Annotated in this window: 19 protein-coding genes and 1 pseudogene; 5 read left to right on the plus strand and 15 right to left on the minus strand. The window is 63.4% G+C overall.

Annotated features, from left to right (window positions below; genetic code table 11):
- The first annotated feature begins 165 nt into the window (after positions 1–165).
- From ASC83_RS19140 to ASC83_RS19150, 3 genes are all read left to right on the plus strand, one after another.
- A complete protein-coding gene (locus ASC83_RS19140) occupies positions 166–3,105 on the plus strand; it encodes a ribonucleoside-diphosphate reductase subunit alpha (RefSeq protein WP_056066327.1) in 2,940 nt (979 codons plus the stop codon).
- 135 nt (positions 3,106–3,240) lie between these two features.
- Positions 3,241–4,437 (plus strand): ribonucleotide-diphosphate reductase subunit beta, encoded by a 1,197-nt coding sequence (locus tag ASC83_RS19145; RefSeq protein WP_056066330.1) that lies wholly within the window; start codon positions 3,241–3,243, stop codon positions 4,435–4,437.
- Between the two features lie 184 nt (positions 4,438–4,621).
- Positions 4,622–5,086, plus strand: a complete 465-nt coding sequence (locus tag ASC83_RS19150; RefSeq protein WP_369817000.1) for a histone — start codon at positions 4,622–4,624, stop codon at positions 5,084–5,086.
- A gap of 150 nt (positions 5,087–5,236) precedes the next feature.
- Here ASC83_RS19150 and ASC83_RS19155 read toward each other — a convergent pair whose 3' ends face one another.
- From ASC83_RS19155 to ASC83_RS19190, 8 genes and pseudogenes are all read right to left on the minus strand, one after another.
- Positions 5,237–6,136: a carbohydrate kinase family protein gene (locus tag ASC83_RS19155; RefSeq protein ID WP_056066336.1), complete on the minus strand. Its 900-nt coding sequence runs from the start codon at positions 6,134–6,136 to the stop codon at positions 5,237–5,239.
- Between the two features lie 35 nt (positions 6,137–6,171).
- On the minus strand, positions 6,172–6,864 hold the full coding sequence (locus ASC83_RS24370; protein ID WP_235509424.1) for a DUF3426 domain-containing protein: 693 nt from the start codon (positions 6,862–6,864) through the stop codon (positions 6,172–6,174).
- A 909-nt stretch (positions 6,865–7,773) separates the two neighbouring features.
- Positions 7,774–7,839, minus strand: a pseudogene (locus ASC83_RS24560) (zinc-ribbon domain-containing protein); the annotation flags it as partial.
- 55 nt (positions 7,840–7,894) lie between these two features.
- Positions 7,895–8,797 carry a 50S ribosomal protein L11 methyltransferase gene (gene prmA / locus ASC83_RS19170; protein WP_056066342.1) on the minus strand — a complete coding sequence of 301 codons (903 nt, stop codon included), beginning with the start codon at positions 8,795–8,797 and terminating at the stop codon, positions 7,895–7,897.
- Between the two features lie 77 nt (positions 8,798–8,874).
- Positions 8,875–10,224 (minus strand): acetyl-CoA carboxylase biotin carboxylase subunit, encoded by a 1,350-nt coding sequence (gene accC, locus ASC83_RS19175; RefSeq protein ID WP_056066345.1) that lies wholly within the window; start codon positions 10,222–10,224, stop codon positions 8,875–8,877.
- A 7-nt stretch (positions 10,225–10,231) separates the two neighbouring features.
- The gene (gene accB / locus ASC83_RS19180) at positions 10,232–10,684 is read right to left on the minus strand and encodes an acetyl-CoA carboxylase biotin carboxyl carrier protein (RefSeq protein WP_056066347.1); all 453 of its coding nucleotides are present in this window, start codon (positions 10,682–10,684) and stop codon (positions 10,232–10,234) included.
- 168 nt (positions 10,685–10,852) lie between these two features.
- Positions 10,853–11,431 (minus strand): TlpA disulfide reductase family protein, encoded by a 579-nt coding sequence (locus ASC83_RS19185; RefSeq protein WP_056066350.1) that lies wholly within the window; start codon positions 11,429–11,431, stop codon positions 10,853–10,855.
- Positions 11,428–12,027 (minus strand): hypothetical protein, encoded by a 600-nt coding sequence (locus ASC83_RS19190; RefSeq protein ID WP_056066353.1) that lies wholly within the window; start codon positions 12,025–12,027, stop codon positions 11,428–11,430. The genes ASC83_RS19185 and ASC83_RS19190 overlap by 4 nt, the downstream gene beginning before the upstream one ends.
- A 205-nt stretch (positions 12,028–12,232) precedes the next feature.
- Between ASC83_RS19190 and mpl the strand changes: the two genes are divergently transcribed.
- Positions 12,233–13,654, plus strand: coding sequence for a UDP-N-acetylmuramate:L-alanyl-gamma-D-glutamyl-meso-diaminopimelate ligase (gene mpl / locus ASC83_RS19195; protein ID WP_056066355.1), 1,422 nt, complete (start codon positions 12,233–12,235; stop codon positions 13,652–13,654).
- A gap of 55 nt (positions 13,655–13,709) precedes the next feature.
- Here mpl and ASC83_RS19200 read toward each other — a convergent pair whose 3' ends face one another.
- From ASC83_RS19200 to ASC83_RS19230, 7 genes are all read right to left on the minus strand, one after another.
- Entirely contained in the window at positions 13,710–14,021 is a 312-nt protein-coding gene (locus tag ASC83_RS19200; protein ID WP_056066360.1) for a hypothetical protein, read from the minus strand.
- A 104-nt stretch (positions 14,022–14,125) separates the two neighbouring features.
- Entirely contained in the window at positions 14,126–15,247 is a 1,122-nt protein-coding gene (locus tag ASC83_RS19205) for a 3-deoxy-7-phosphoheptulonate synthase (RefSeq protein ID WP_056066363.1), read from the minus strand.
- Positions 15,248–15,528: 281 nt separating this feature from the next.
- The gene (locus tag ASC83_RS19210) at positions 15,529–16,068 is read right to left on the minus strand and encodes a hypothetical protein (RefSeq protein ID WP_056066577.1); all 540 of its coding nucleotides are present in this window, start codon (positions 16,066–16,068) and stop codon (positions 15,529–15,531) included.
- A 110-nt stretch (positions 16,069–16,178) separates the two neighbouring features.
- Positions 16,179–17,663 carry a metalloprotease TldD gene (gene tldD / locus ASC83_RS19215; RefSeq protein WP_056066366.1) on the minus strand — a complete coding sequence of 495 codons (1,485 nt, stop codon included), beginning with the start codon at positions 17,661–17,663 and terminating at the stop codon, positions 16,179–16,181.
- A 93-nt stretch (positions 17,664–17,756) separates the two neighbouring features.
- Positions 17,757–18,095, minus strand: coding sequence for a YegP family protein (locus tag ASC83_RS19220; protein ID WP_056066369.1), 339 nt, complete (start codon positions 18,093–18,095; stop codon positions 17,757–17,759).
- Positions 18,096–18,189: 94 nt separating this feature from the next.
- On the minus strand, positions 18,190–19,365 hold the full coding sequence (rodA, locus tag ASC83_RS19225; protein WP_056066372.1) for a rod shape-determining protein RodA: 1,176 nt from the start codon (positions 19,363–19,365) through the stop codon (positions 18,190–18,192).
- A 71-nt stretch (positions 19,366–19,436) separates the two neighbouring features.
- Positions 19,437–21,875, minus strand: a complete 2,439-nt coding sequence (locus ASC83_RS19230) for a serine/threonine protein kinase (protein ID WP_056066375.1) — start codon at positions 21,873–21,875, stop codon at positions 19,437–19,439.
- A gap of 114 nt (positions 21,876–21,989) precedes the next feature.
- Between ASC83_RS19230 and ASC83_RS19235 the strand changes: the two genes are divergently transcribed.
- Entirely contained in the window at positions 21,990–22,574 is a 585-nt protein-coding gene (locus ASC83_RS19235; RefSeq protein WP_056066378.1) for a YqiA/YcfP family alpha/beta fold hydrolase, read from the plus strand.
- Positions 22,575–22,600: the final 26 nt, after the last annotated feature.

Below are 22,600 nucleotides of genomic sequence, written 5' to 3' on the forward strand. Positions count from 1 at the left end.
GGTTTTGGGGACTCATTCCGGCGGTACACTACCGGTAGTGTCTTGAACCGCCTCGACACACCATATATAGTGTGCACCAGACTGAAGTCCGGTGCAGCACCCACACACTGCGGCGGCACTCCAGGCCGCACGCCCACCCCAGACAGCCCACAGAAGAGGACCCCCATGCAAGCTGCTTTGAACACGCCTTCCCCATCGCCCACCGCCTCTACGGATGCCGCCACGCACGCTGCGGCGGCCGCAGCTTCCGGGCACCCGCTCACGCATTACCAGATCATTCGCCGCAACGGCGCGGTGGTGCCGTTCGAGCCCCAAAAAATTGCGGTGGCGATGATGAAGGCGTTTCTGGCAGTGCACGGCACGCAGGGCGCTGCCTCTGCCAGCGTGCGTGAGGTAGTGGACACGCTCACCCAGAACGTGGTCCGCGCCCTCATGCGCTCGCGTCCTGGCGGCGGCACCTTCCACATTGAAGATGTGCAGGACCAGGTCGAGCTGGGCCTGATGCGCGGCGAGCACCATGAAGTCGCCCGTGCCTACGTGCTGTACCGCGAGCGCCGCACGCAGGAGCGCGCTCACCACCTGGAACAGCTAGCACCCGCCACCCCGGTGCTGCACGTGATCGACAACGGCCAACGCGTGCAGCTGGACATCCTGCGCCTGCACGCCTTGATCGAGTCGGCCTGCGCCAACCTGGGCGCCGACATCCAGGCAGCCCCCATCGTCGCAGAGACCATGCGCAACCTGTATGACGGCGTTCCCATGGACGAGGTCTACAAGGCGTCCATTCTGGCGGCCCGCACCCTGATCGAAAAAGATCCTGACTACACCTACGCCACGGCCCGCCTGCTGCTGCACACCATCGTGCGCGAGGTGCTGGGGCGTGACGTAGCCCAGAGCAACATGGGCCAGGCCTACAAGGACTATTTCCCCACCTTCATTCAGAAGGGGGTGGACAACGAGCTGCTGGACGAGCGCCTGCTCAAGCAATACGACCTGAACCGCCTGGGCGCCGCGCTCAAGGCCGAGCGCGACCTGCAGTTCGACTACCTGGGCCTGCAGACGCTGTACGACCGCTACTTCCTGCACGTCAAGAAGACCCGCATCGAGCTGCCCCAAGCCTTCTTCATGCGCGTGGCCATGGGCCTGGCGCTCAACGAAACCGACCGCGAAGCCCGGGCCATCGAGTTCTATGAAGTGCTCTCGTCGTTCGATTTCATGTCGTCCACTCCCACGCTGTTCAACAGCGGCACGCTGCGCTCGCAGCTGTCGAGCTGCTACCTGACCACGGTGCCCGACGACCTCGATGGCATTTACGAGTCGATCAAGGAAAACGCCTTGTTGTCCAAGTTTGCTGGAGGCCTGGGCAACGACTGGACCCGCGTGCGCGCCCTGGGCTCGCACATCAAGGGAACCAACGGCGAATCGCAGGGCGTGGTGCCCTTCCTCAAGGTGGTCAACGACACGGCCGTGGCCGTGAACCAGGGCGGCAAGCGCAAGGGCGCCGTCTGCACCTACCTGGAAACCTGGCACCTGGACATCGAAGAGTTCCTGGAACTGCGCAAGAACACCGGCGACGATCGCCGACGCACACACGACATGAACACGGCCAACTGGATCCCTGACCTGTTCATGCGCCGCGTGATGGAAAAGGGCACCTGGACGCTGTTCTCCCCTTCTAACGTGCCCGACCTGCACGATCTGTTTGGCGCCGACTTTGAAAAGGCCTATGTGGCCTACGAAGAAAAGGCTGCACGCGGCGAGATCAAGCCCGCCAAGACCATCCAGGCCACGGACCTCTGGCGCAAGATTCTCACCATGCTGTTCGAGACTGGCCATCCCTGGATCACGTTCAAGGATGCCTGCAATGTGCGCTCGCCCCAACAGCACGCCGGTGTGGTGCACTCCTCTAATCTGTGCACCGAGATCACGCTCAACACCAGCGACACCGAAACTGCCGTTTGCAACCTCGGCTCGGTGAACCTGCTGCAGCACATCAAGAACGGCCAGATCGACCACGACAAGCTCAAGAAGACCATCACCGTGGCCATGCGCATGCTGGACAACGTGATCGACATCAACTACTACGCAGTCAACAAAGCCCGCGACTCCAACCTGCGCCACCGCCCCGTGGGCCTGGGCGTGATGGCTTTCCAGGACAGCCTGTATGCGCTGCGCATTCCTTACGCTTCGCAAGAGGCGGTGGAATTCGCCGACAAGTCGATGGAAGCCATCTGCTACTACGCCTATTGGGCGTCCACCGAGCTGGCCAAAGAGCGCGGCAAATACTCGAGCTATAAGGGCTCGCTGTGGGATCGCGGCATCCTGCCTTTCGACACGCTGGACATGCTCTCGCAGGCCCGTGGCGGGTATGTGGAAGTGGACCGCTCATCCACGCTGGACTGGGATGCCCTGCGCAAGAAGATTGCACTGGACGGCATGCGCAACTCCAACTGCGTCGCCATTGCCCCCACGGCCACCATCTCGAACATCATTGGCGTCGATGCCTCGATCGAGCCTTCGTTCGGCAACCTGTCGGTCAAGTCCAACCTGTCGGGCGAGTTCACGGTGATCAACGGCGGCCTGGTGCGTGACCTCAAGCGCCTGGGCCTGTGGGATGACGTGATGATCATGGACCTCAAGCACTTCAAGGGTTCGCTGCACCCCATCGACCGCGTGCCCCAGGACATCAAGGCGCTCTACTCCACAGCCTTCGAAGTCGAACCCCAGTGGCTGGTGGAAGCTGCATCACGCCGCCAGAAGTGGATCGATCAGGCGCAGAGCCTCAACATCTACATGGCCGGCGCGTCGGGCAAGAAGCTCGACGACACCTACAAACTGGCGTGGGTGCGCGGCCTCAAGACCACCTACTACCTGCGCACCCAAAGCGCTACGCACGTCGAAATGAGCACCGTGAACACACGCCAGCTCAATGCGGTGTCATCAGGCAATGACAGCGGCGCATCGGCAGCTTCAGCCACCGCAGCGGCCAAGCAAAACCCGCTGGAAACCGCTGCCGCAACGGCCTCTCAGCAGGCTGCAGCCGTGCCAGCCACGGACGTCAAGTTCTGCGCCATCGACGATCCTGGCTGCGAGGCCTGCCAGTAAGCACATTGCCAGCAACGCCTCGGGCGAGCCCGAGGCGTTGCTCCGGTGCTGTGAAGCAACAAAACCTTGCTGCACAACGCTTCAGTGCTTTCCTTTTCGCAGCACTGCTTTCATAATCCGAACACTGGAAAATCTATGTTGACCTGGGACGAAGAAGTCAAGCCCTCATCGCAAAATCAACTGGACGGCGGTCTGCCCAACAACCGCCAGGTGGGACAACCGCCTCTCGCTTTCCAGACGCCTTCGCTGCAGCCTTTGAGCACCTCGGCCCCAGCAGCAAGCGCCACCACCACACCCGTCGCCGCAGCAGCACACCGCCGTGTGAACGCTGCCGACAAGCGCATCATCAACGGCCAGACCGACGTCAACCAGCTGGTGCCTTTCAAGTACAAGTGGGCGTGGGAGAAATACCTCGCCACCTGCGCCAATCACTGGATGCCCCAAGAGGTGAACATGACGCGTGACATCGCGTTGTGGAAGGACCCCAACGGCCTGACCGAAGACGAGCGCCGCATCATCAAGCGCAACCTGGGCTTCTTCGTCACCGCCGATTCGCTGGCCGCCAACAACATCGTGCTGGGCACGTACCGCCACATCACGGCCCCTGAGTGCCGCCAGTTCCTGCTGCGCCAGGCGTTCGAAGAAGCGATCCACACCCACGCGTATCAGTACATCGTCGAATCGCTGGGTCTGGATGAAAGCGAAATCTTCAACGCCTACAACGAAGTCCAGTCGATCCGCGACAAGGACGAATTCCTGATCCCCTTCATCGAAGCGATCATGGATCCGTCTTTCAAAACCGGCACGCCCGAGACCGACCAGACCCTGCTCAAGTCGCTGATCGTTTTCGCGTGTCTGATGGAAGGCCTGTTCTTTTACGTGGGCTTCACGCAGATCTTGGCATTGGGTCGCCAGAACAAGATGACCGGCGCTGCTGAGCAGTACCAATACATCCTGCGCGATGAGTCGATGCACTGCAATTTCGGCATCGACTTGATCAATCAGCTCAAGCTCGAAAACCCCCACCTGTGGACCGCAGAGTTCAAGGCCGAGATCAAGGCGCTGTTCCTCAAGGCCGTGGAGCTGGAATATCGCTACGCCGAAGACACGATGCCCCGTGGCGTGCTGGGCATGAATGCTTCCATGTTCAAGGGCTACCTGCGCTACATCGCCAACCGCCGCGCCACGCAGATCGGGTTGGAGACGCTGTTCCCCAATGAAGAGAACCCGTTCCCGTGGATGAGCGAGATGATCGATCTCAAGAAGGAGCGCAACTTCTTCGAGACCCGGGTTATTGAATACCAGTCCGGTGGTGCGCTGTCCTGGGACTAGCGCCTTTTTTGCAGGCCACACCACCATGGATTTTTACACCACGCCCAGCAACGACAGCGCCGCAGAGCGCTGCCCTGCGGGGCGTTCCCGTGTTCATGGAGATGGAGTTTTCATCCATCTCCATGGATCGCTCTCTGTCCACTGCAGACAGGAAGTGCTCTTTGCAAATTGACCCAAGGAGAACATGATGGCAACTGCGAAAAAACCGGCCGCTAAGAAGGCTGCTCCCGCGAAAAAGGCTGCAACGGCCAAACCCGTAGCCGCCAAGAAGGCTGCACCTGCCAAGAAGGCAGCAGCACCGGCAAAGAAAGCCGCTCCYGCCAAGAAGGCYGTAGCTGCGAAGAAGGCTGCACCCGCCAAGAAGGCAGCAGCACCGGCAAAGAAAGCCGCTCCTGCCAAGAAGGCCGTAGCTGCKAAGAAGGCTGCACCCGCCAAGAAGGCAGCAGCACCAGCAAAGAAAGCCGCTCCCGCCAAGAAGGCCGCAGTAGCCAAGAAGGCCGCGGCACCTGCCAAGGCAGCCCCCGCAAAGAAAGCTGCCCCGGCCAAGAAGGCCCCCAAGGCGCCTGCCCCTGCGGCCGCTGCCCCTGCAGCGCAAACCACGCTGAACCCTCAGGCAGCCTGGCCTTTCCCTACGGGCAACAAGCCCTGATCCTGGCGCGCCACGCGCTCAACCCGGTGCAAACGCACCGGGTTTTTTTTCGTCTGTATGCAGGTCTGGGCACTCTCAAGAGCTACCTGGCAAGCAAGCTGCGTTGTACAGCACTGGGCAGCGCAACGCAGACTACACTGACTCGGAGGATTAACCCAACGGATCGAAATCCAGCGTGTAGTTCTGTGGGCCACGTTGCGCGATCTTGAGAGCGCCAACCCGGTTGCCCAGCTCCGCACAACGCACGAGGGACCAGCCCTTTTCCAGACCAAACAGCAGCGCGCCGCGCCAGGCATCGCCGCAACCCGTGGGGTCCACCACCGCTGCAGGCGCCACAGAGGGTACATGGGTTTTTTCACCATCCACCCAGACCTCGCAGCCCTCTGCGCCCAGCGTCACCACCAGCCCCTGCACCTTGCGGGAGATATCGGCCAAAGACCAGCCGGTGCGGTCGCAGAGCATCTTCCCCTCATAGTCATTGACGGTGACCCAGGTGGCCTGGTCGATGAACTGCGCCAACTCCTGCCCATTGAACATGGGCAAGCCCTGACCTGGATCGAACACAAACGGGATACCCGCCGCCACGAACTGGGCCGCATGCTCCAACATCGCGTCACGCCCGTCCGGCGCGATGATCCCCACGCTGACACTGTTGTCTGCACCAATTCGATTGGCATGGGCCTGCATCATGGCGCCAGGATGGAAAGCCGTGATCTGGTTGTTGTCACGGTCCGTCATGATCATCGCCTGCGCGGTGTAGGTGTCCTGCACCTGCCCGACGTGTCGGGCGCTGATACCCAGCGACTGCAGTCGCTGCAGATAGTCAGCACCGTCACTGCCCAACATGGCCATGGGCAACGGCTCCCCACCGAGCAGCTTGAGGCTGTAAGCAATGTTGCCAGCACACCCCCCGAAGTCGCGGCGCAACGACGGGACAAGGAAGGACACATTCAGGATATGGAGCTGATCCGGCAGGATCTGCTCCGCAAAACGCCCCTCGAAAGTCATGATGGTGTCGAACGCCAGGGAACCACAAATGAGGGCAGCCATAGATAGTGAAACTCGGTAAGTTGTTGGGAGAAAAATCAGGGATAGAACGCAAGCAGCCGGTAGCCCGCCACGCGCGCACCGCCGGTGGTCACGAGCACCGACACCGAGGTGCCCCACTCACCTTTCGCGGGCAGCTCCGCTGGAGCCGCCATGTCGGTAGGCAGCAGAACCCGCCGCAATACGGCCTGATCCTGCGCATCGGTAAGGGTCAGCTCCACCGCAGGCATGGCCAGTGGAATGGTGGCGGTGCTCTTCATCGTCAGCGCTAGCTGGTAACTGTCACCCCGGGCTTTGTTGAAAGAAGAACTGTCGATGACCACATCGGCAATCTGGCGCACAGGGGCAAGTTCGCAGCGCAAGGGCTCGCACAGTTTCACCAACCAGGGCCGGATACGCACATCCAGGGCTGCAATGCGGTCACGCTCCTGCACCGCAATCTGCAAAGCCAGCCCCAGCAAGGAGACGATGAACCCCAGCCACAAAACCATCCGCACGACCGGCTTGCGCCAAAACGCCTTGCGGCGCGCAGCCACCACAAAGCTGACCTCGGGGTCTGACGCCTGGTTGTCGGCCTCATCGTCGTCGTCGTCAACAGCGGGTCTGGGGCGCGCCTGCAGGATGGCGGCATGCGAATCGTCCTTCACCAACTCCATCGCCGGAGCCTCTGGCGCAACATCCTTCGACACAAAGTCCACAGAAGGCAACGCGGGCGCAGGCGGGGTGGGCACAGCAACGGGCGACGCAGGCTCAGATTTCTGAGCATCGCCTAAAAGTCTAGCACCGGTATCGGATGACGGAGCGAGAGCAACAGGCGCTACCGGAGGCTGTGCAAGCTCTGCCGAGTGACTCGCGCGCTCCTCTGTGGCATCCGCATCCATGGTTGCGTTCAGCGCTACCTCGGAATCGCGAAGTTCGGCAAACGGCAGTTCATAGCCTGCCAGGCTGGGGGACGCAGGAACCGGTGGCACAGCTCCACCAAACAAACTGCCGCGTCCATCAGCGACATCCTGCGCCACGTCGGATGGCATCGTGACGGCGGAATGCTCTTGCCTGGCCACATGAACGGCAGGGGAGAGACCATCCAAGCGGAGCGCCGTGTCCGGTATCACCACCGGCTCTGGAGCATCAGCAGGCGCTGTGACGGATGGCGATGCCCCAGCCTCCGCCGCTGTCGCAGTCCGCGATGCACTGTGGGCTCTCCATGCAAACGGCGCGGCGACCTCCTCGCCCAAGACATCCGACGAGACTTCCGTGCGAGCCGCGGCAGTAAGAAAAGCAGGTACCGCAGGACTGGGAATATCGAGCACCGGAGCAGCAGGTAAATCACTGTCCATGCCATACCGAAATGCGTCCATGGCGGCGGTTGCGGCAACCTCGGTGGCGGAGGTTGAAGCACTGCGGATGGCGGGAGTGCCTGCCTTGTCCACATCCTGCGGGGCAGGCGGGGTACCGGTGGGCGACTTGCCTCCACCCCAGGCTCCCAGTGCATCCGGCTTGCGCGCTATGGGCGCAGTGGGTGCGCGCAGGTCCGTGAGCGATACATCGGGCAGCAGCGCAGCCGGTGCCACAGGCAGCAAATGGGCCGAGGCATCGAATACCTCCTTGCATTGGCCGCAGCGCACCCATCCTTCAGAGATGCGCAATTGGTCCGCCACAACCTTGAAGGTGGTGGCGCAGGACGGGCAGCGGGTGATCTGGCTCATCAGCGATGGATTGTAGAGGCCGTGCCACGGCTGCCAGAACGGCGCCCGCGCACCTTCAGCGGCGCGCAGTCATCAAGATCCAGCCGTCCTCGGCATCCGCCACTTCCAGCGGCAGCCAGGGCGCGTAGGCCTCCTTGAGCTCATCCGCCTGGCGCTCCAGAATGCCTGCCAAAACCAGATTCCCACCCACAGCCACATAGCTGCACAGCAGTGGGGCCAATACACGCAACGGAGTGGCCAGGATATTGGCCAGCACGGTCTGGTATTCGCCTTGCGCCTTGTCGGGCAGGCCCGCTTTCAGCGTGACCTGATTGGCCTGGGCATTTTGCACCGTGGACTCCACGGCAGCCGGGTCGATATCCACCGCATCAATGTCCGTGGCACCGAACTTGGCAGCACCGATGGCGAGGATGCCGGAGCCACATCCGTAGTCCAGCACCCGCCCCAGCAGGTTGCCCTGCTCAGGTTGCGTTGCGCCATGGCGCGCAATCCAGCGCAGGCACATGCGCGTGGTGGGGTGGGTGCCCGTGCCAAACGCCAAGCCGGGGTCCAGACGGATACTCCGTACTGCCTGGGCGGGCAACTCATGCCAGGTAGGCACGATCCAGAAATCCGGGGTGATGTCCACCGGCGCAAATTGCGACTGCGTCAGCCGTACCCAGTCCTGCTCGGGCACCTGGGTGACACCCAGCACCTGGCAGCCCACAAAAAAGTCCTGCACCACCAGCAACTGCTGCGCTTCACGGGCCGCCACCTCGGAGGGGAACAAGGCCACCACGCGGCTGCGTTGCCAGCCATCCTTGGGCGGAGGCATGCCAGGCTCGCCAAACAGCGCCTGTTCAGCGTCGGTCTGGGCATCGGCGTCTTCTACCGACACGGACAGCGCGTCCAGCGCGTCCAGCGCATCGCTGACCGCTTCAATCCGGTCCTCGGGGCACATCAGACTCAGCTCAAACATAGGCGTCTCTCAGAAAAAGTGAAATGCTGGCACCCGTTGCCAGGAGCCAGCATGTGAATGACCTGCTGCGTGCCAGCTCAGCGTTTGTGCTGCGACAGCCACTCTTCCAGGTAGTGGATGTTGGTGCCGCCCGCCATGAACTTGGCGTCCACCATCAGCTCGCGGTGCAGCGGCACATTGGTGTTGATGCCTTCGATCACCGTCTCGGACAGGGCAGTGCGCATGCGGGCCAACGCCTGCTCGCGCGTGTCGCCGTGCACGATGATCTTGCCGATCATCGAGTCGTAGTTGGGTGGCACGAAGTAGTTGGTGTAAGCATGCGAGTCCACGCGCACGCCGGGGCCACCTGGTGGATGCCAGGTGGTAATGCGCCCGGGCGAAGGGATGAACTTGTACGGGTCTTCCGCGTTCACCCGGCACTCGATGGCATGGCCACGGATTTCGATCTGGCGCTGGGTGAAAGGCAGCTTCTCGCCCGCCGCCACCATGATCTGCGTTTTCACGATGTCCACGCCCGTGATCCACTCAGTCACGGGGTGTTCCACCTGCACACGGGTGTTCATCTCGATGAAGTAGAACTCGCCGTTCTCGTACAGGAACTCAAACGTGCCCGCGCCCCGGTAGCCGATCTTCTTGCAGGCAGCGACGCAACGCTCGCCGATCTTCTCGATCAGCTTGCGAGGAATGCCTGGTGCTGGCGCCTCTTCGATCACCTTCTGGTGGCGGCGCTGCATGGAGCAGTCGCGCTCGCCCAAATACACCGCATTGCGGTGCTTGTCGGCCAGAATCTGGATTTCGATGTGGCGTGGGTTCTGGAGGAACTTCTCCATGTACACCGCAGGATTGCCAAACGCGGCACCCGCCTCGGCCTTGGTCATCTGCACGGCATTGACCAGTGCGGCCTCGGTGTGGACCACGCGCATGCCACGGCCACCGCCGCCGCCTGCGGCCTTGATGATCACCGGGTAGCCCACTGCCTTGGCGATGCGGCGGATCTGCACCGGATCGTCGGGCAACTCGCCCTCAGAACCCGGCACGCAGGGCACGCCTGCACGGATCATGGCCTGCTTGGCGGACACCTTGTCGCCCATGATGCGGATCGACTCGGGCGTGGGGCCGATGAACTGAAAGCCACTCTTTTCCACGCGCTCGGCAAAGTCGGCGTTCTCGGACAGGAAGCCATAGCCGGGGTGAATGGCCTCGGCGTCGGTCACCTCGGCCGCCGAGATGATGGCGGGCATGTTGAGGTAGGACAGCGGCGAAGGCGCTGGGCCGATGCAAACGGCCTCTTCGGCCAGCTTGACATACTTGGCGTCGCGGTCGGCCTCGGAATAGACCATGACGGCCTTCACGCCCAGCTCATGGCAAGCGCGCTGGATACGGAGAGCAATCTCTCCGCGATTCGCAACAAGAATCTTCTTGAACATGAGCGCCTTATTCGATGACGAACAGCGGCTGTCCGTATTCCACGGCTTGGCCGTTCTCGCCCAGGATGCGGGTGACGGTGCCCGACTTGTCGGCCTCGATCTCGTTGAGGATCTTCATGGCCTCGATGATGCAGATGGTCTCGCCTTCCTTGACCTGGCTGCCCACTTCGACAAAAGCCTTGGCGCCAGGGCTGGACGAGCGGTAGAAGGTGCCCACCATGGGCGACTTGACGATGTGGCCGGTGGGTGCGGCGGCCGCAGGGGGCGCGGGCAATTCCGCCACAGGCGCGGCAGCAGGCGCAGCGGCAGGAGCTGCAACCGGGGCGGGCACATACTGCTGAACCACGGCACCACCGCTCTTGACGATGCGGACTTTGCCCTCGGCCTCGGTAATTTCGAGTTCGGACACGTTCGACTCGGACACGAGATCGATGAGGGTTTTGAGTTTTCGCAGATCCATGGAAGCTCCAACGGCTATAAAACTGAATAGGGCGCGAATTTACTCCAATTTCACCCTATCGCAGTCTTCCACACCCATTTTTCATGAACTTCGGCATGGGAATTGCCATTTCTCAGAGAGAGACGCACCCAGAAGGCCTGAAAGGGGGCTGCTTTTCGACGCGAACCCTCAGCCCATACCTGCCCAAAGCTGCAAGTCCTGGGTGGTCACTTGTCCCATTTTACGATGCAGCACCTTTCCCTCCCCACCAAGGACCACGGTGAAAGGCAGGCCTCCCGTCAGGTTGCCCAGCGACCGGCCCAGATCCGTGCCACCCAGTCCCGCCAGTCCCACAGGGAAATCCAGCGGGATACGCGTCAGAAACTTGCGTACCGCTGACGGCTGGTCAATGGCCAAACCCAGCACTTGCCAACCTTTGGCAGATTGTTCGCGATAGAAGGCGTTGAGCATGGGCAACTCTTCCACACAAGGCGGGCACCAGGTGGCCCAGAAATTGAGCAGCAACGGCTTGCCTGCCAATGACTTCATGGCCAAGGTGCCACCGGCGGGAGTGTCAAATTCAAGCCCCCAGAGCGCCTGCTCGGCCCCTTGCTCCACGGCGTGGGGCTGAAACTTCCACCATGCCAGGCCTGCGCCCCCCAAAGCGGCGGCACCTGCCACCCCGGCATACAAAAAGCGCCTGCGAGCGGCGTTGGGCGCGACGTCGCCAGGAGTCACAGGTTCGGGGGATTCAGCAGGCTGGGTCATGGGGTCGTGTTTTCTTGAAGCAAGCGGCGCACTGCCGTGATGTCACCACGCGGGGTTCGGCCCTTGGTGTCGGGCCGGAGCGCACCCCGCAGGTCGTCAAGGTCGTAAATCAGCAGGTGCACGCCGATCATTTCGTTGAGTTCGGGCGATTTGCTGCCAAGACTCAATGCCTCCACCGATTCACCGTGGAAGCCAGTGACCGTGCGGGGTTCATAGTCCACATGATGATCGATCAGAGCGATCTCTGCCGATTTGGGGTCATCGCAGAACAACTGCAGGTAAATATCCGACAGGCGTGTGGCCGTTCCGTGCCATACCGCACCCGCGAGATGCGGCCGGAAAGCCGCCATGCGCTCCATCCACACCAGGGCCAGCTGGCGCAGTGCCCGCAGCTCGCGCGGCTGGGTGTCAGCACAGAAGAGCTGGATGTACTCGCGCACAGCCTCTTCCACCAGGTCGTTGTCCGGCAGCGGGGTACGGGCCGGCAAACCCATCTGCCGCAGCGCACGGCGCTTGGCGGGGCCCCATTCCAGCCCTTCTTCCACCACCAGGCGGGCCGTGGTGTGGGCGATTTCTTCGCTCAAAGGTGTGTGCATGGCAGACAGAGGCAACTAAGGACCCTGCATTGTGGCGCGAAGCGATGACAGCACGGGTGATGCCCCTCAGACACCCCTGGCAACCCCAACAACCGCCGCCCCGAAAGACTATTGTTTTGAGAGCAACTCAGGCAGATGGAACAGGCGCCAGCTGCCACTTTTGCTCTGAACAGTGCGCGGAACCCCGGCTTTAGAATCAGCGCCCATGCATATACACATACTGGGCATCTGCGGCACTTTCATGGGAGGCTTGGCGGCCCTTGCGCGCGAGGCGGGCCACAAAGTGACAGGCTGCGACGCCGGGGTCTATCCCCCCATGAGCGACCAGCTCCGCGCGTTGGGCATCGACCTGATCGAAGGCTTCGGCGCCGACCAGCTTGCGCTCCGGCCCGACATGTTTGTGGTGGGCAACGTCGTGAGCCGCGCCAGGCTGGCCGATGGCTCCCCCAAGTTTCCGCTGATGGAAGCCATTCTGGACGCCGGACTGCCCTACACCAGCGGGCCCCAATGGCTGGCCGAGCACGTGTTGCAAGGCCGCCATGTGCTGGCCGTGGCTGGAACCCATGGCAAGACCACCACCACATCGATGCTGGCGTGGATTCTGGAGTCTTCCGGGCAGCAACCGGGCTTTCTGATCGGCGGCGTGCCGCTGAACTTTGGCGTGTCCGCACGCCTGGGCGCTGCACAGCGCCCTGCCCCCGCCGCCACGCCGCTCGGGGCCGCGCCGCTGTTCGTGATCGAGGCCGACGAATACGACACCGCCTTTTTCGACAAGCGCAGCAAGTTCGTGCACTACCGGCCCCGTACCGCTGTGTTGAACAATCTGGAGTTCGACCACGCGGACATCTTTGACGACCTGGCGGCCATCGAACGCCAGTTCCACCATCTGGTGCGCACCGTGCCGCCGTCGGGGCGCTTGGTGGTCAATGGGCTGGAAGAAAGCCTGGCACGTGTGCTGCACACCGGCTGCTGGAGCGAAGTGACCAGCTTTGGTGCTGCCGTCAGCGACTTTCACGCCGTGGGTGACCCGCAGGCTTTTGATGTGGTGCACCAAGGGCAAACCGTTGCGCGCGTGAAGTGGACGCTGACCGGCGTGCACAACCAGCTCAATGCGTTGGCAGCCATGGCAGCGGCCCACCATGTGGACGTGGCGCCCGAGCAAGCGGCAGCCGCGTTGGGCAGTTTTCAGAACGTCAAGCGGCGCATGGAGCTACGCGGCACGGTGGCCGGCGTGGCCGTGTACGACGACTTTGCCCACCATCCCACCGCCTTGCGAACCACCCTGGACGGCTTGCGCCGCACCCTGGGCCCGGGTGCCCGCATCCTCGCTGTGTTCGAGCCCCGCAGCAACACCATGAAACTGGGCGCGATGAAAAGCCAATTGCCCTGGGCCCTGGAGCCGGCCGACCTGGCCTTTTGCCACACGGCTGGGCTGGACTGGGATGCCGCGCAGGCTCTGGCACCACTGGGCGTCGGCCCCGGTCAGCGCGCCCAGACGGCCCCGGACATCGATACGCTGGTGGCCCTGGTCACCCAGGCCGCGCGCCCGGGCGACCATGTGGTGTGCATGAGCAATGGCGGTTTTGGCGGCATCCACGCCAAACTGCTGCAAGCACTACAAAAATAATAGCTGCCAGCATATATTCCACTAGCGCTAGCAGCCAATTTCTATCCAATGGCGGTCAAAATGTGACTGCCATGCCCGGCACGTCCACGCGCACGATAGGCTTGGCCAGCACGGCACTGGAGGCGCGAGCAAAGTCGCGAGACCACACTGGGTCCTGCATCAGCGCCGCACCGGCTGCGCGTGCCACGGTCAGCACCTTGTCGGCCAGCAGCACCTTGCCGCTGGCGCGCAAGGGCTCGCAGTCCAGCGCGATAAACTGGTCGTCGAGCCAGCGCCGACCCGCCTCGTGGGCCATGGGCTCGGCACTCTCCAGATCAAAACGGTATTCCTGATTCGCGGCCAGCTTGACCGACACTTCGCTGTGCATGATGGATCGCCTTTCTGTGTTGTTGCTGTGACTGGTGACCGCTGCTGCACGCAGAGTGCGTGCAGCAAGCGCCCCCAGTTTAGACCTTGCAATGGAGCCAGCGATCAGCGGGCGCGGCGTGCCTTGACGGCGTCCGACAGCTCGGCCAGCGCCTGCAGCGAAGCGTCCCAGCCCAGGCAGGCGTCGGTGATGCTCTTGCCGTATTCGAGTGCCGAAGGATCGTCCTTGCCGGGTGTGAACTTCTGGGCGCCTGCCGTCAGGTGGCTTTCGATCATCAGGCCGAACACGCTGCGCGAACCGCCCGCCACCTGGGCCGCCACGTCGCGGGCCACGTCCAGCTGCTTTTCGTGCTGCTTGCTGCTATTGGCATGGCTGCAGTCCACCATCAATGTGGCGGGCAGCTTGGCGGCTTCGAGGTCTTTGCAAGCCGCGGCCACACTGGCAGCGTCGTAGTTGGGCGTCTTGCCGCCGCGCAAAATCACATGGCAGTCCTTGTTGCCCTTGGTGTTCACGATGGCGACCTGACCGTTCTTGTGCACAGACAGGAAGTGGTGTCCCCGGCTGGCCGACTGGATGGCGTCGGTGGCGATGCGGATGTTGCCGTCCGTGCCATTCTTGAAGCCGATGGGGGCCGAGATGCCTGAGGCCAGCTCGCGATGCACCTGGCTTTCGGTGGTGCGCGCGCCAATCGCGCCCCAGCTGATCAGGTCGCCGATGTACTGGGGCGAAATCACGTCCAGGAACTCGCTGCCGGCAGGCATGCCCAGGCGGTTGATCTCGATGAGCAGCTGGCGCGCAATGCGCAGCCCTTCGTCGATGCGGTAGCTTTCGTCCAGGTAAGGGTCATTGATGAGCCCCTTCCAGCCCACGGTGGTGCGTGGCTTTTCGAAGTACACGCGCATCACGATTTCGAGTGTGTCAGCGTACTGGGTGCGCACGGCCATCAGGCGGCGGGCGTACTCGACAGCGGCGGCGGGATCGTGGATAGAGCAAGGGCCAATCACCACCAGCAGGCGGTCGTCCTTGCCCGCCATGATGTTGTGAATGTTCTTGCGGGTTTGGGTGATCAGCGTCTCGACCGGCGTGCCGCCGATCGGGAAGAAGCGGATCAGATGCTCGGGAGGAGGCAACACGGTGATGTCCTTGATACGTTCGTCGTCGGTCTGGCTGGTTTTCTCGACGCTGCGGTACCAGGCATCGCTGGTGGGATTCGTAGTGGCCGTCATGGTTGCTTCCTCGTGGAGTCGGTTGGAGTGGATGGAAAAACGGGAGTGCTGAAAAACAAAAACCGCCGGGCTTTGCAGCGTCGGCGGTTGGTATGGGGAGGTTGTGTGTGCTTGCGCGTTTTCCTCTCATCCGCCGGGGACCGAGATAAAAAACCAAAAATAAAACGCGCTGCGAATTTGCATGGAAAGCAATGTAGCACAGGAGTGCGGCAGTTCAGCACCCTCGGCATGTTGCAAATGCACGACATCCACTCGCCCCAAAAGCGCCAGACCAGAGCGATTCACCGGCGTCCCCCCCGAAACCATGCACGCAAGCGCTGCAACGCCGAGGGCTTGCGCGGCGGCTGCACGTCTTGCAAGTCGCTCGCAGGATTGCTCTGGTGCTCGTACATGTCGATGAGCAGCAGCGCTTCGCCCAGGGTCCGCCAGGCCAGCAGCTCGAACTGGTCAAAGCTTTCGCTTTCTTTGGTGCTGCGCCGCTCCAGCATCAGTTGCCAGTCTGCAATGGCGTTGCGCAGCTCCCGCAGTGCACGCTGGTAGGCGCCAAACTCGTACAGCGCGTGCCACGCTGAGCCCAGGCCAGTCAAAAACAACTGGTGTTCACGCGCGCTGTGCGACAAGGTCACCACACGGCGCGTGATCTCGGTGGTGTCCGAGCTGGTGCGGCGGATGCGAACTGCCTCGTCGATCTGCGAGGACAACGCACCAAGGCTGTCACGCAGCTGGCGCGAGTCCTCGTCGGCAACGCCCTCGCGCAAAAAGCGGCTGATGTCTCCAAACGACTGGAGCGTCAGCAATTGACTGGGGCGCGTGGCAGGCATGGTGTCACCCATTGTGCGCTGGCCAACGCGCTGTACAAGCCCCGAAAAGCGGGTGAAAACGCGAAGTCACGCACCACCCCAGGTCTGCCGGAAGGCTGCCAACGCAACCCTCAGGCCGTACCGCCCACCGTCAGACCTTCGATGCGCAGCGTGGGTTGCCCCACGCCCACCGGCACGCTCTGGCCTTCCTTGCCGCAGGTACCCACGCCGCTGTCGAGGCGCATGTCGTTACCAATCATGGTCACCTTCTTGAGCGACTCAGGGCCGCTGCCGATGATGGTGGCGCCCTTGACGGGGTACTGGATCTTGCCGTTTTCCACCCAGTACGCTTCGCTGGCCGAGAACACGAACTTGCCCGAGGTGATGTCCACCTGCCCGCCGCCGAAGTTGCTTGCGTACAGGCCCTTCTTGATGCTGGCGATGATCTCTTGCGGGTCCTTGTCGCCGCCCAGCATGTAGGTGTTGGTCATGCGCGGCATGGGGATGTGCGCATAGCTTTCGCGGCGGCCGTTGCCGGTGGGAGCCACACCCATCAGGCGTGCGTTCAGCGAGTCCTGGATGTAGCCCTTCAAGATGCCATCCTCGATCAGCACATTGCGCTGGCTGGCATGGCCTTCGTCATCCACGTTCAGCGAACCTCGGCGGTCTGCAATGGTGCCGTCGTCCAGCACAGTGACACCCTTGGCAGCCACGCGCTGGCCAATGCGGCCACTGAACGCGCTGGAGCCCTTGCGGTTGAAGTCGCCTTCCAGCCCGTGGCCGATGGCCTCGTGAAGCAGGATACCGGGCCAGCCTGAGCCCAGCACCACGGTCATCTCGCCCGCCGGGGCGGGGCGCGATTCCAGATTGACCAGGGCCGCGTTCACGGCCTCGTCAACGTACTTACCCATTTGCTCGTCGTCGAAGTAGGCGAGACCAAAACGACCACCGCCGCCAGCAGAGCCCATCTCACGTCGGCCGTTCTGCTCGGCAATCACCGTGACCGACAGCCGCACGAGCGGTCGTACATCGGCCGCCAGAGTGCCATCGGCGCGCGCCACCAACACCACGTCATATTCACTGGCCAGCCCCGCCATCACCTGCGCCACGCGCGGGTCCTTGGCCCGGGCGCGCTGCTCCAGCCGCTCCAGCAGCGCCACCTTGGCCGTGCTGTCCAGCGAGGCAATCGGGTCCACGCCCGGGTACAGGCTGCGGCTGGACGCTACCTTTTTAGGAGCTACCCGCACTTTGCCTGCGTTCGCTATAGACGAAATAGACCGTACGGTGCGCGCTGCGTCCAGCAGCGATGCCTCGGAGATGTCGTCCGAATAGGCAAAGGCCGTCTTTTCGCCACTGACAGCACGCACCCCCACGCCCTGGTCGATGCTGAAGGAGCCTGTCTTGACGATGCCCTCTTCCAGGCTCCAGCCTTCACTGCGGGTGTACTGGAAGTACAGGTCCGCATCGTCCACCTGGTGGGTGCGGATCTCGGCCAGTGCGCGGGCGAGGTGGCCTTCGTCCAGGCCAAAAGGGGTCAGCAGCAGTTCACGGGCAACATCAATGCGCTGGCTGGTGGCCGCACGCTGGGGCGCGGCAGTGGTGGAGCGAAAAGTCATCGAAGCATTTTAGGCGCCTGACCAGCCCCTGCCCGTGTGGAGCCCACATGTCCCTATTTGACCCTGGCGCCCCGTCAGCGCCGCCCCGCCGCCTTACGCGGCGGTCTGGTCATCCAGGCCGGCCTCGGCCGCATGGGCCTGCACCGACTCGATGCCCGCGTCCCGGGCCTTGGCACCGGAGTACATCTGGCTTTGGCCAATCACCTGGCCATTGGCAGCCTTCAACGTGAAATATGGCGCTCCGTTCTTGGCACTGAGCCTGCCAAAACGGCCATCGTTCGGAGCGTTCTTGCGCACCGCCTCGATACCACCCAGCGCGCTGGCTCGAGACTCGTACATCTCGCTGGTCAGGATGACCTGACCGTTGGCGGCCAGCAGGTTGAAGACAAACTTGTCGTTTTTCGACTTCTTGAGCTCGAACTTCGCCGCCATGGGGAAACCCTCCGGATGCTGAGCGGCCAAAACACGGTTGGCCAGCCGGTTTGTACCCCGAGGGCGTGTTCCAGGCAACCAGGCCCACAAGGCCCTACAGTGCTGCAGGAAGAGGATCCTTGGTTTCCTGCTTCTGGGATCGCGCCACCGACATCAGGATGCCCAGTGCCAGCCCCAGCGTCACCATAGCGGTGCCGCCATAGCTGATGAAGGGCAAGGGGACGCCCACCACCGGCAGGATGCCACTCACCATGCCCATGTTCACAAAGGCATAGGTGAAAAAGATCATAGATACCGCGCCCCCCATGAGGCGGCCAAACAAGGTAGTGGCGCCTGCGGCAATGGCCAGGCCGCGCCAGACCAGCAGCAGAAAACTCACCAGCAGGAACAAGTTGCCCGCCAGGCCAAACTCTTCCGAATAGGCGGCAAAAATGAAGTCGGTGGTGCGCTCGGGGATGAACTCCAGGTGGGTCTGAGTACCCGCCATGAAGCCCTTGCCCCACAGGCCGCCCGAGCCGATGGCGATCATGCCCTGGATGATGTGAAAGCCCTTGCCCAGCGGGTCGCGGGTGGGGTCCAGCAAGGTGCAGATGCGCTGCTGCTGGTAGTCGTGCAGCACCACCCATCGCACGCCATCCGCGCACAGCTGGTCGCCCAGCAGCACCAGGGTGGCAATGCCCACACCGCCAATCAGCACCGGGGGCAGGATCAGCTTCCAGGACAGGCCCGCAAAAAAGATCACCGAGAGCCCCGCCGCCAGCACCAGCAGCGAGGTACCTAGGTCGGGCTGCTTCATGACCAGACCCACCGGAACCGCCAGCAGCAGGCCCGCCGCAGCAAAGTCCAACGGACGCAGCGTGCCCTCGCGCTTCTGGAACCACCAAGCCAGCATCAGTGGCATGGCGATCTTGAGGATTTCGCTGGGCTGGATCACGATACCCACGTTGATCCAGCGCGTGGCCCCTTTTTTGGTGATGCCAAACAGCGCCACCGCCACCAGCAGGGCCACCCCGGTCAGGTACAGCGGCACGGCGCAAGCCATGATTTTCTGGGGGGGCACCTGGGCCACCATGAACAGGATGGCTCCTGCAATCAGCATGTTGCGCCCGTGGTCCACAAACCGCGTGCCGTGGTCATAACCCGACGAATACATGGCCAGCAACCCCGCGCTGGCCAGCATCAGCACCAGCAACAGGAGGGGAAGGTCAAAGCCCCGGAACAGGGGTGCCACACGCTGGACGAGCGTGGGTTTTTCAAAAACGACGGCCATTCCCCGATTATCGGGGGATGCCGGGCTTCAGAGCAGCCAACGCCCCGGCAGAGAGATCGCCAACAGCGGCACTACCCTGCCTGCCGGAAGGCCATCACGGCCTGGTTGCGCAGGGTGCGCAGCAGGCCCAGGGCCTTGTCATCCACCACAATGCCCCCCGGTGTGGCCTGATCGGCATAGATGAGGGCAAAGGGCTGCCCCTTGATTTGCAGCGGCAGCAGCAGGAACGACGGTGCATTGACGCCCTTGCGGTACCACTCGGGCAGTCGCGCCTGCATGCGGGGCTCGGTGGCGTCGTTGATCAAGGTGTCTGCACCGCGCAGGCACACGGCGGCAAACAGGTCGCCCTGGGCCTTGAGGGGTACCTTGAGGGCCCGCACGGCCACCTCGCTGCCCTCCCCCAGGCCAAAGCGGCCGGTCAACATGTCGGTGCGGGCCTCGCGCAGGCAAAACACCATGCGCCGGAAACCCAGCGCACGGAACATGGTTTCCAGGATCATGCGCAGTACATCGTTGAGCTGAAAACTCTCGACCATGGCGTTGGTGATGTCCTGAATGCCTGCCGCCAGCACCTCATTGACCTGCGCCACCGACACCGCCCCTCCGGCCTGGGACTCCAGCACGGCAGGCAGGGGCTGGGTTTCGTTCACGCGCAACTCGTGGGCGCCCAGCGCGTCATCGGGGGCCACAGACGCACCCGCAGCCGACGGCAGCTTGAGCAGGCGGGCGGCTGGTGTGTCCGGTGCCACGCGCAGGTCCAGCGCCTCGGCCAGTGCCACCAGCTTGTGGCGCGCACGCAGGGTGGCGTCGGCAATGGCCTCGGCCGACAGCGCCAGCGTGCGTGCGTAGCGCGTGCCCACTTGGCCCAGCTGCCCCTCCAGCTGAGCAGGTTCGCAAAACAGCAAGGCGCTGGCGACCTCGTTGGCCGCCATGGCCGCCCAGCGCAGACGCTCCACGCCCTGCTCGGGCGCGCGCTGCATGGGTGAGCCCAGCGGCTTGCGCATGCAGCGCTGCAGGCTTTCGGGCAGACCCCAGACGCGCGCCACGCCCACCCCCAGATCCTCAAACCCGAGGCCCAGCACCTGTACCGACGCAGCCTCTTCCCCGCCCTCCATGCGCCCCGAGGCCACCAGGCTGCGCACCTGCCGGGCCTCTTCAGGAAAGTAGAACTCGCACAGCATGCGCCCCAGGTTCTGGAACATCGCCCCGATGAAGGCCTCCTCGGCAGCCTGGCTGGTGCTGCACAGCTCGGCCGCGACCGAGCCCGCCATCATGGCGCGCAAAAATTCCTCGCGCATCTGGCTGGCATGGGCCTTGTCCTGCATGTGGTCCAGCAACACCAGGCTCAGCGCCATGTTCCGCACTGCATTGAAGCCCACCAGGCTCACCGCGCGCGACACGGTGCTGATGGTGCCCCGGCTGGCGTGGGCGTAATGCACGCTGTTGACCAGACGCAGCAGCTTGTTGGTGAGCGCTACGTCTTTCAGGATCTCGTGGGTCAGATCGCTGATGCTGTCGTCTTCCGAATTGGCCACCCGCTGGATGCGGGCCACAGAATCCGACAAGGCCGGGAAGTCGCTCTTGTGGCGCATGCGCCGCAGCAAAAAGTCCAGCGTGGCGTTGCTCGCCGCCGATGGCGCACTGGCCGGAGCCGCCCAGGCGCGCAGTGCATCCCGAAAGTCCGCCGCCGTGGCGTAGCGCTGCGCGGGGTCGCGTGCCATGGCCCGCTGCAGGATGGCGCGCAGGCCGTCGTCCACGCCCGGCCCCAGGTCGGCGGGCAGCGCCAGGTTTTCGTTGGCAATGCGGTACAGCGCCTGCCAGGTGTCTTTTTGGTGGATGAGGGGGCGCCTCGTCAGCATCTCGATGAGCACCAACGCGGCGGAATACACGTCCATCCCCGGGGTGGGCGCAGCGCCCGCCGCCGCCTCCGGTGCCATGTAGGCGGGCGTGCCGCTGGCCAACTGGGCGTCCGGCGCGGCCTGCACGGGGGCCGCCATGCCAAAGTCCATCACCCGGGCGTGCCGGTGCGCATCGATCATGATGTTGGACGGCTTGAGATCGCGGTGCACGATGCCCGCCTGGTGGGCGGCATGCAAGCCATCAAGTACATCCACCAAAAGTGCCACGGCGTCATGCGGCGTACAGCGCCCCTGCTGGGCCAGGTGTTCGGCCAGCGTGTGGCCTGGCACGTACTCAAACACGATGTAGGGCTGCAAGCCCTGCACGTCGGCCTCGAACACCGGCACGATGTAGGGGTGGGCCAGGCGCCCCACATGGCGCGCCTCGCGCAGCCACTGCTCCAGCACGGAAGGGTCCTGGTCCTGCATGGGGCGCATGAGTTTGATGGCCACTTCGCGCTGCAGACGGGGGTCCAGCGCCAGCCACACGGTGGCCTGAGCGCCCCGGCCCAGCTGCTTCTTGAGTTCAAACCGCCCCAGCGACGCAGGCGGCTTGTCGCCTGATCCGAGCGCCCATCGTCTGGCAGTGGAAAGCGGGGCAAAATCGGTCATGGTGCGGGTAGCAAAACCAGGCGCCGCACGGTGTGGCGCCCCGGTACGCACATCTTATGCCTGCGCCAGCCCGGTTAAAGCAGTGATTCCCCTGCCCCGATCACTTTCTGTCTCATGACCACCACCCACCTGCTGTACCTGCACGGTTTTCGCTCGTCCCCCTCGTCGTCCAAGGCCCGCCAGACTGCGGCCTACATGGCAGCCCACCACCCATCCATGACCTTCTGGTGCCCCCAGTTGCCGCCATCGCCGCGGGCCGCCATGGCGCTGGTGGCGCAGGGCATTGCCGATTGGCCCCAGCCGTCCATGGCCGTGATCGGCTCTTCGTTGGGCGGCTTCTACGCCAGCTGGGTGGCGCAGCACGCGGGCTGCCCCAGCGTGATGCTCAACCCCGCCGTGGACCCGGCACGCGACCTGGCCCGCTACATCGGCGAGCAAACCACCTGGCACGACCCGAACGAGCGGTTTTATTTTCTGCCGGAGTACATCGACGAGTTGCAGGCCCTGGACATGCGGGGTCGCTCGCCCGCGGCCCCTGAGCTGGCCATCATTGCCAAGGGCGACGAAGTGCTGGACTGGCGCGAGATGGTGGGGCGCTACCCGCAGGCCAAGCAGGTGGTACTGGAGGGAGGCGACCACGCGCTGGGCAACTATGGGGACTACCTGCCCTTGTTGAGCAAGTTTCTGCGGTTGGCCTGAATGCGCGGCGGCCGTCCGCCACGCAT

The organism is Acidovorax sp. Root402 (assembly GCF_001425125.1).
Lineage (GTDB): Bacteria > Pseudomonadota > Gammaproteobacteria > Burkholderiales > Burkholderiaceae_C > Acidovorax > Acidovorax delafieldii.

Excerpts from the sequence above, each read along its gene's own strand:
- ASC83_RS19140 (WP_056066327.1), top strand. The coding sequence starts at position 166 with ATGCAAGCTGCTTTGAACACGCCTTCCCCATCGCCCACCGCCTCTACG.
- ASC83_RS19145 (WP_056066330.1), top strand. The coding sequence starts at position 3,241 with ATGTTGACCTGGGACGAAGAAGTCAAGCCCTCATCGCAAAATCAACTG.
- ASC83_RS19155 (WP_056066336.1), bottom strand. The coding sequence starts at position 6,136 with ATGGCTGCCCTCATTTGTGGTTCCCTGGCGTTCGACACCATCATGACT.
- prmA (WP_056066342.1), bottom strand. The coding sequence starts at position 8,797 with ATGTTTGAGCTGAGTCTGATGTGCCCCGAGGACCGGATTGAAGCGGTC.
- accC (WP_056066345.1), bottom strand. The coding sequence starts at position 10,224 with ATGTTCAAGAAGATTCTTGTTGCGAATCGCGGAGAGATTGCTCTCCGT.
- accB (WP_056066347.1), bottom strand. The coding sequence starts at position 10,684 with ATGGATCTGCGAAAACTCAAAACCCTCATCGATCTCGTGTCCGAGTCG.
- ASC83_RS19185 (WP_056066350.1), bottom strand. The coding sequence starts at position 11,431 with ATGACCCAGCCTGCTGAATCCCCCGAACCTGTGACTCCTGGCGACGTC.
- ASC83_RS19190 (WP_056066353.1), bottom strand. The coding sequence starts at position 12,027 with ATGCACACACCTTTGAGCGAAGAAATCGCCCACACCACGGCCCGCCTG.
- mpl (WP_056066355.1), top strand. The coding sequence starts at position 12,233 with ATGCATATACACATACTGGGCATCTGCGGCACTTTCATGGGAGGCTTG.
- ASC83_RS19200 (WP_056066360.1), bottom strand. The coding sequence starts at position 14,021 with ATGCACAGCGAAGTGTCGGTCAAGCTGGCCGCGAATCAGGAATACCGT.
- ASC83_RS19205 (WP_056066363.1), bottom strand. The coding sequence starts at position 15,247 with ATGACGGCCACTACGAATCCCACCAGCGATGCCTGGTACCGCAGCGTC.
- ASC83_RS19210 (WP_056066577.1), bottom strand. The coding sequence starts at position 16,068 with ATGCCTGCCACGCGCCCCAGTCAATTGCTGACGCTCCAGTCGTTTGGA.
- tldD (WP_056066366.1), bottom strand. The coding sequence starts at position 17,663 with ATGACTTTTCGCTCCACCACTGCCGCGCCCCAGCGTGCGGCCACCAGC.
- ASC83_RS19220 (WP_056066369.1), bottom strand. The coding sequence starts at position 18,095 with ATGGCGGCGAAGTTCGAGCTCAAGAAGTCGAAAAACGACAAGTTTGTC.
- rodA (WP_056066372.1), bottom strand. The coding sequence starts at position 19,365 with ATGGCCGTCGTTTTTGAAAAACCCACGCTCGTCCAGCGTGTGGCACCC.
- ASC83_RS19230 (WP_056066375.1), bottom strand. The coding sequence starts at position 21,875 with ATGACCGATTTTGCCCCGCTTTCCACTGCCAGACGATGGGCGCTCGGA.
- ASC83_RS19235 (WP_056066378.1), top strand. The coding sequence starts at position 21,990 with ATGACCACCACCCACCTGCTGTACCTGCACGGTTTTCGCTCGTCCCCC.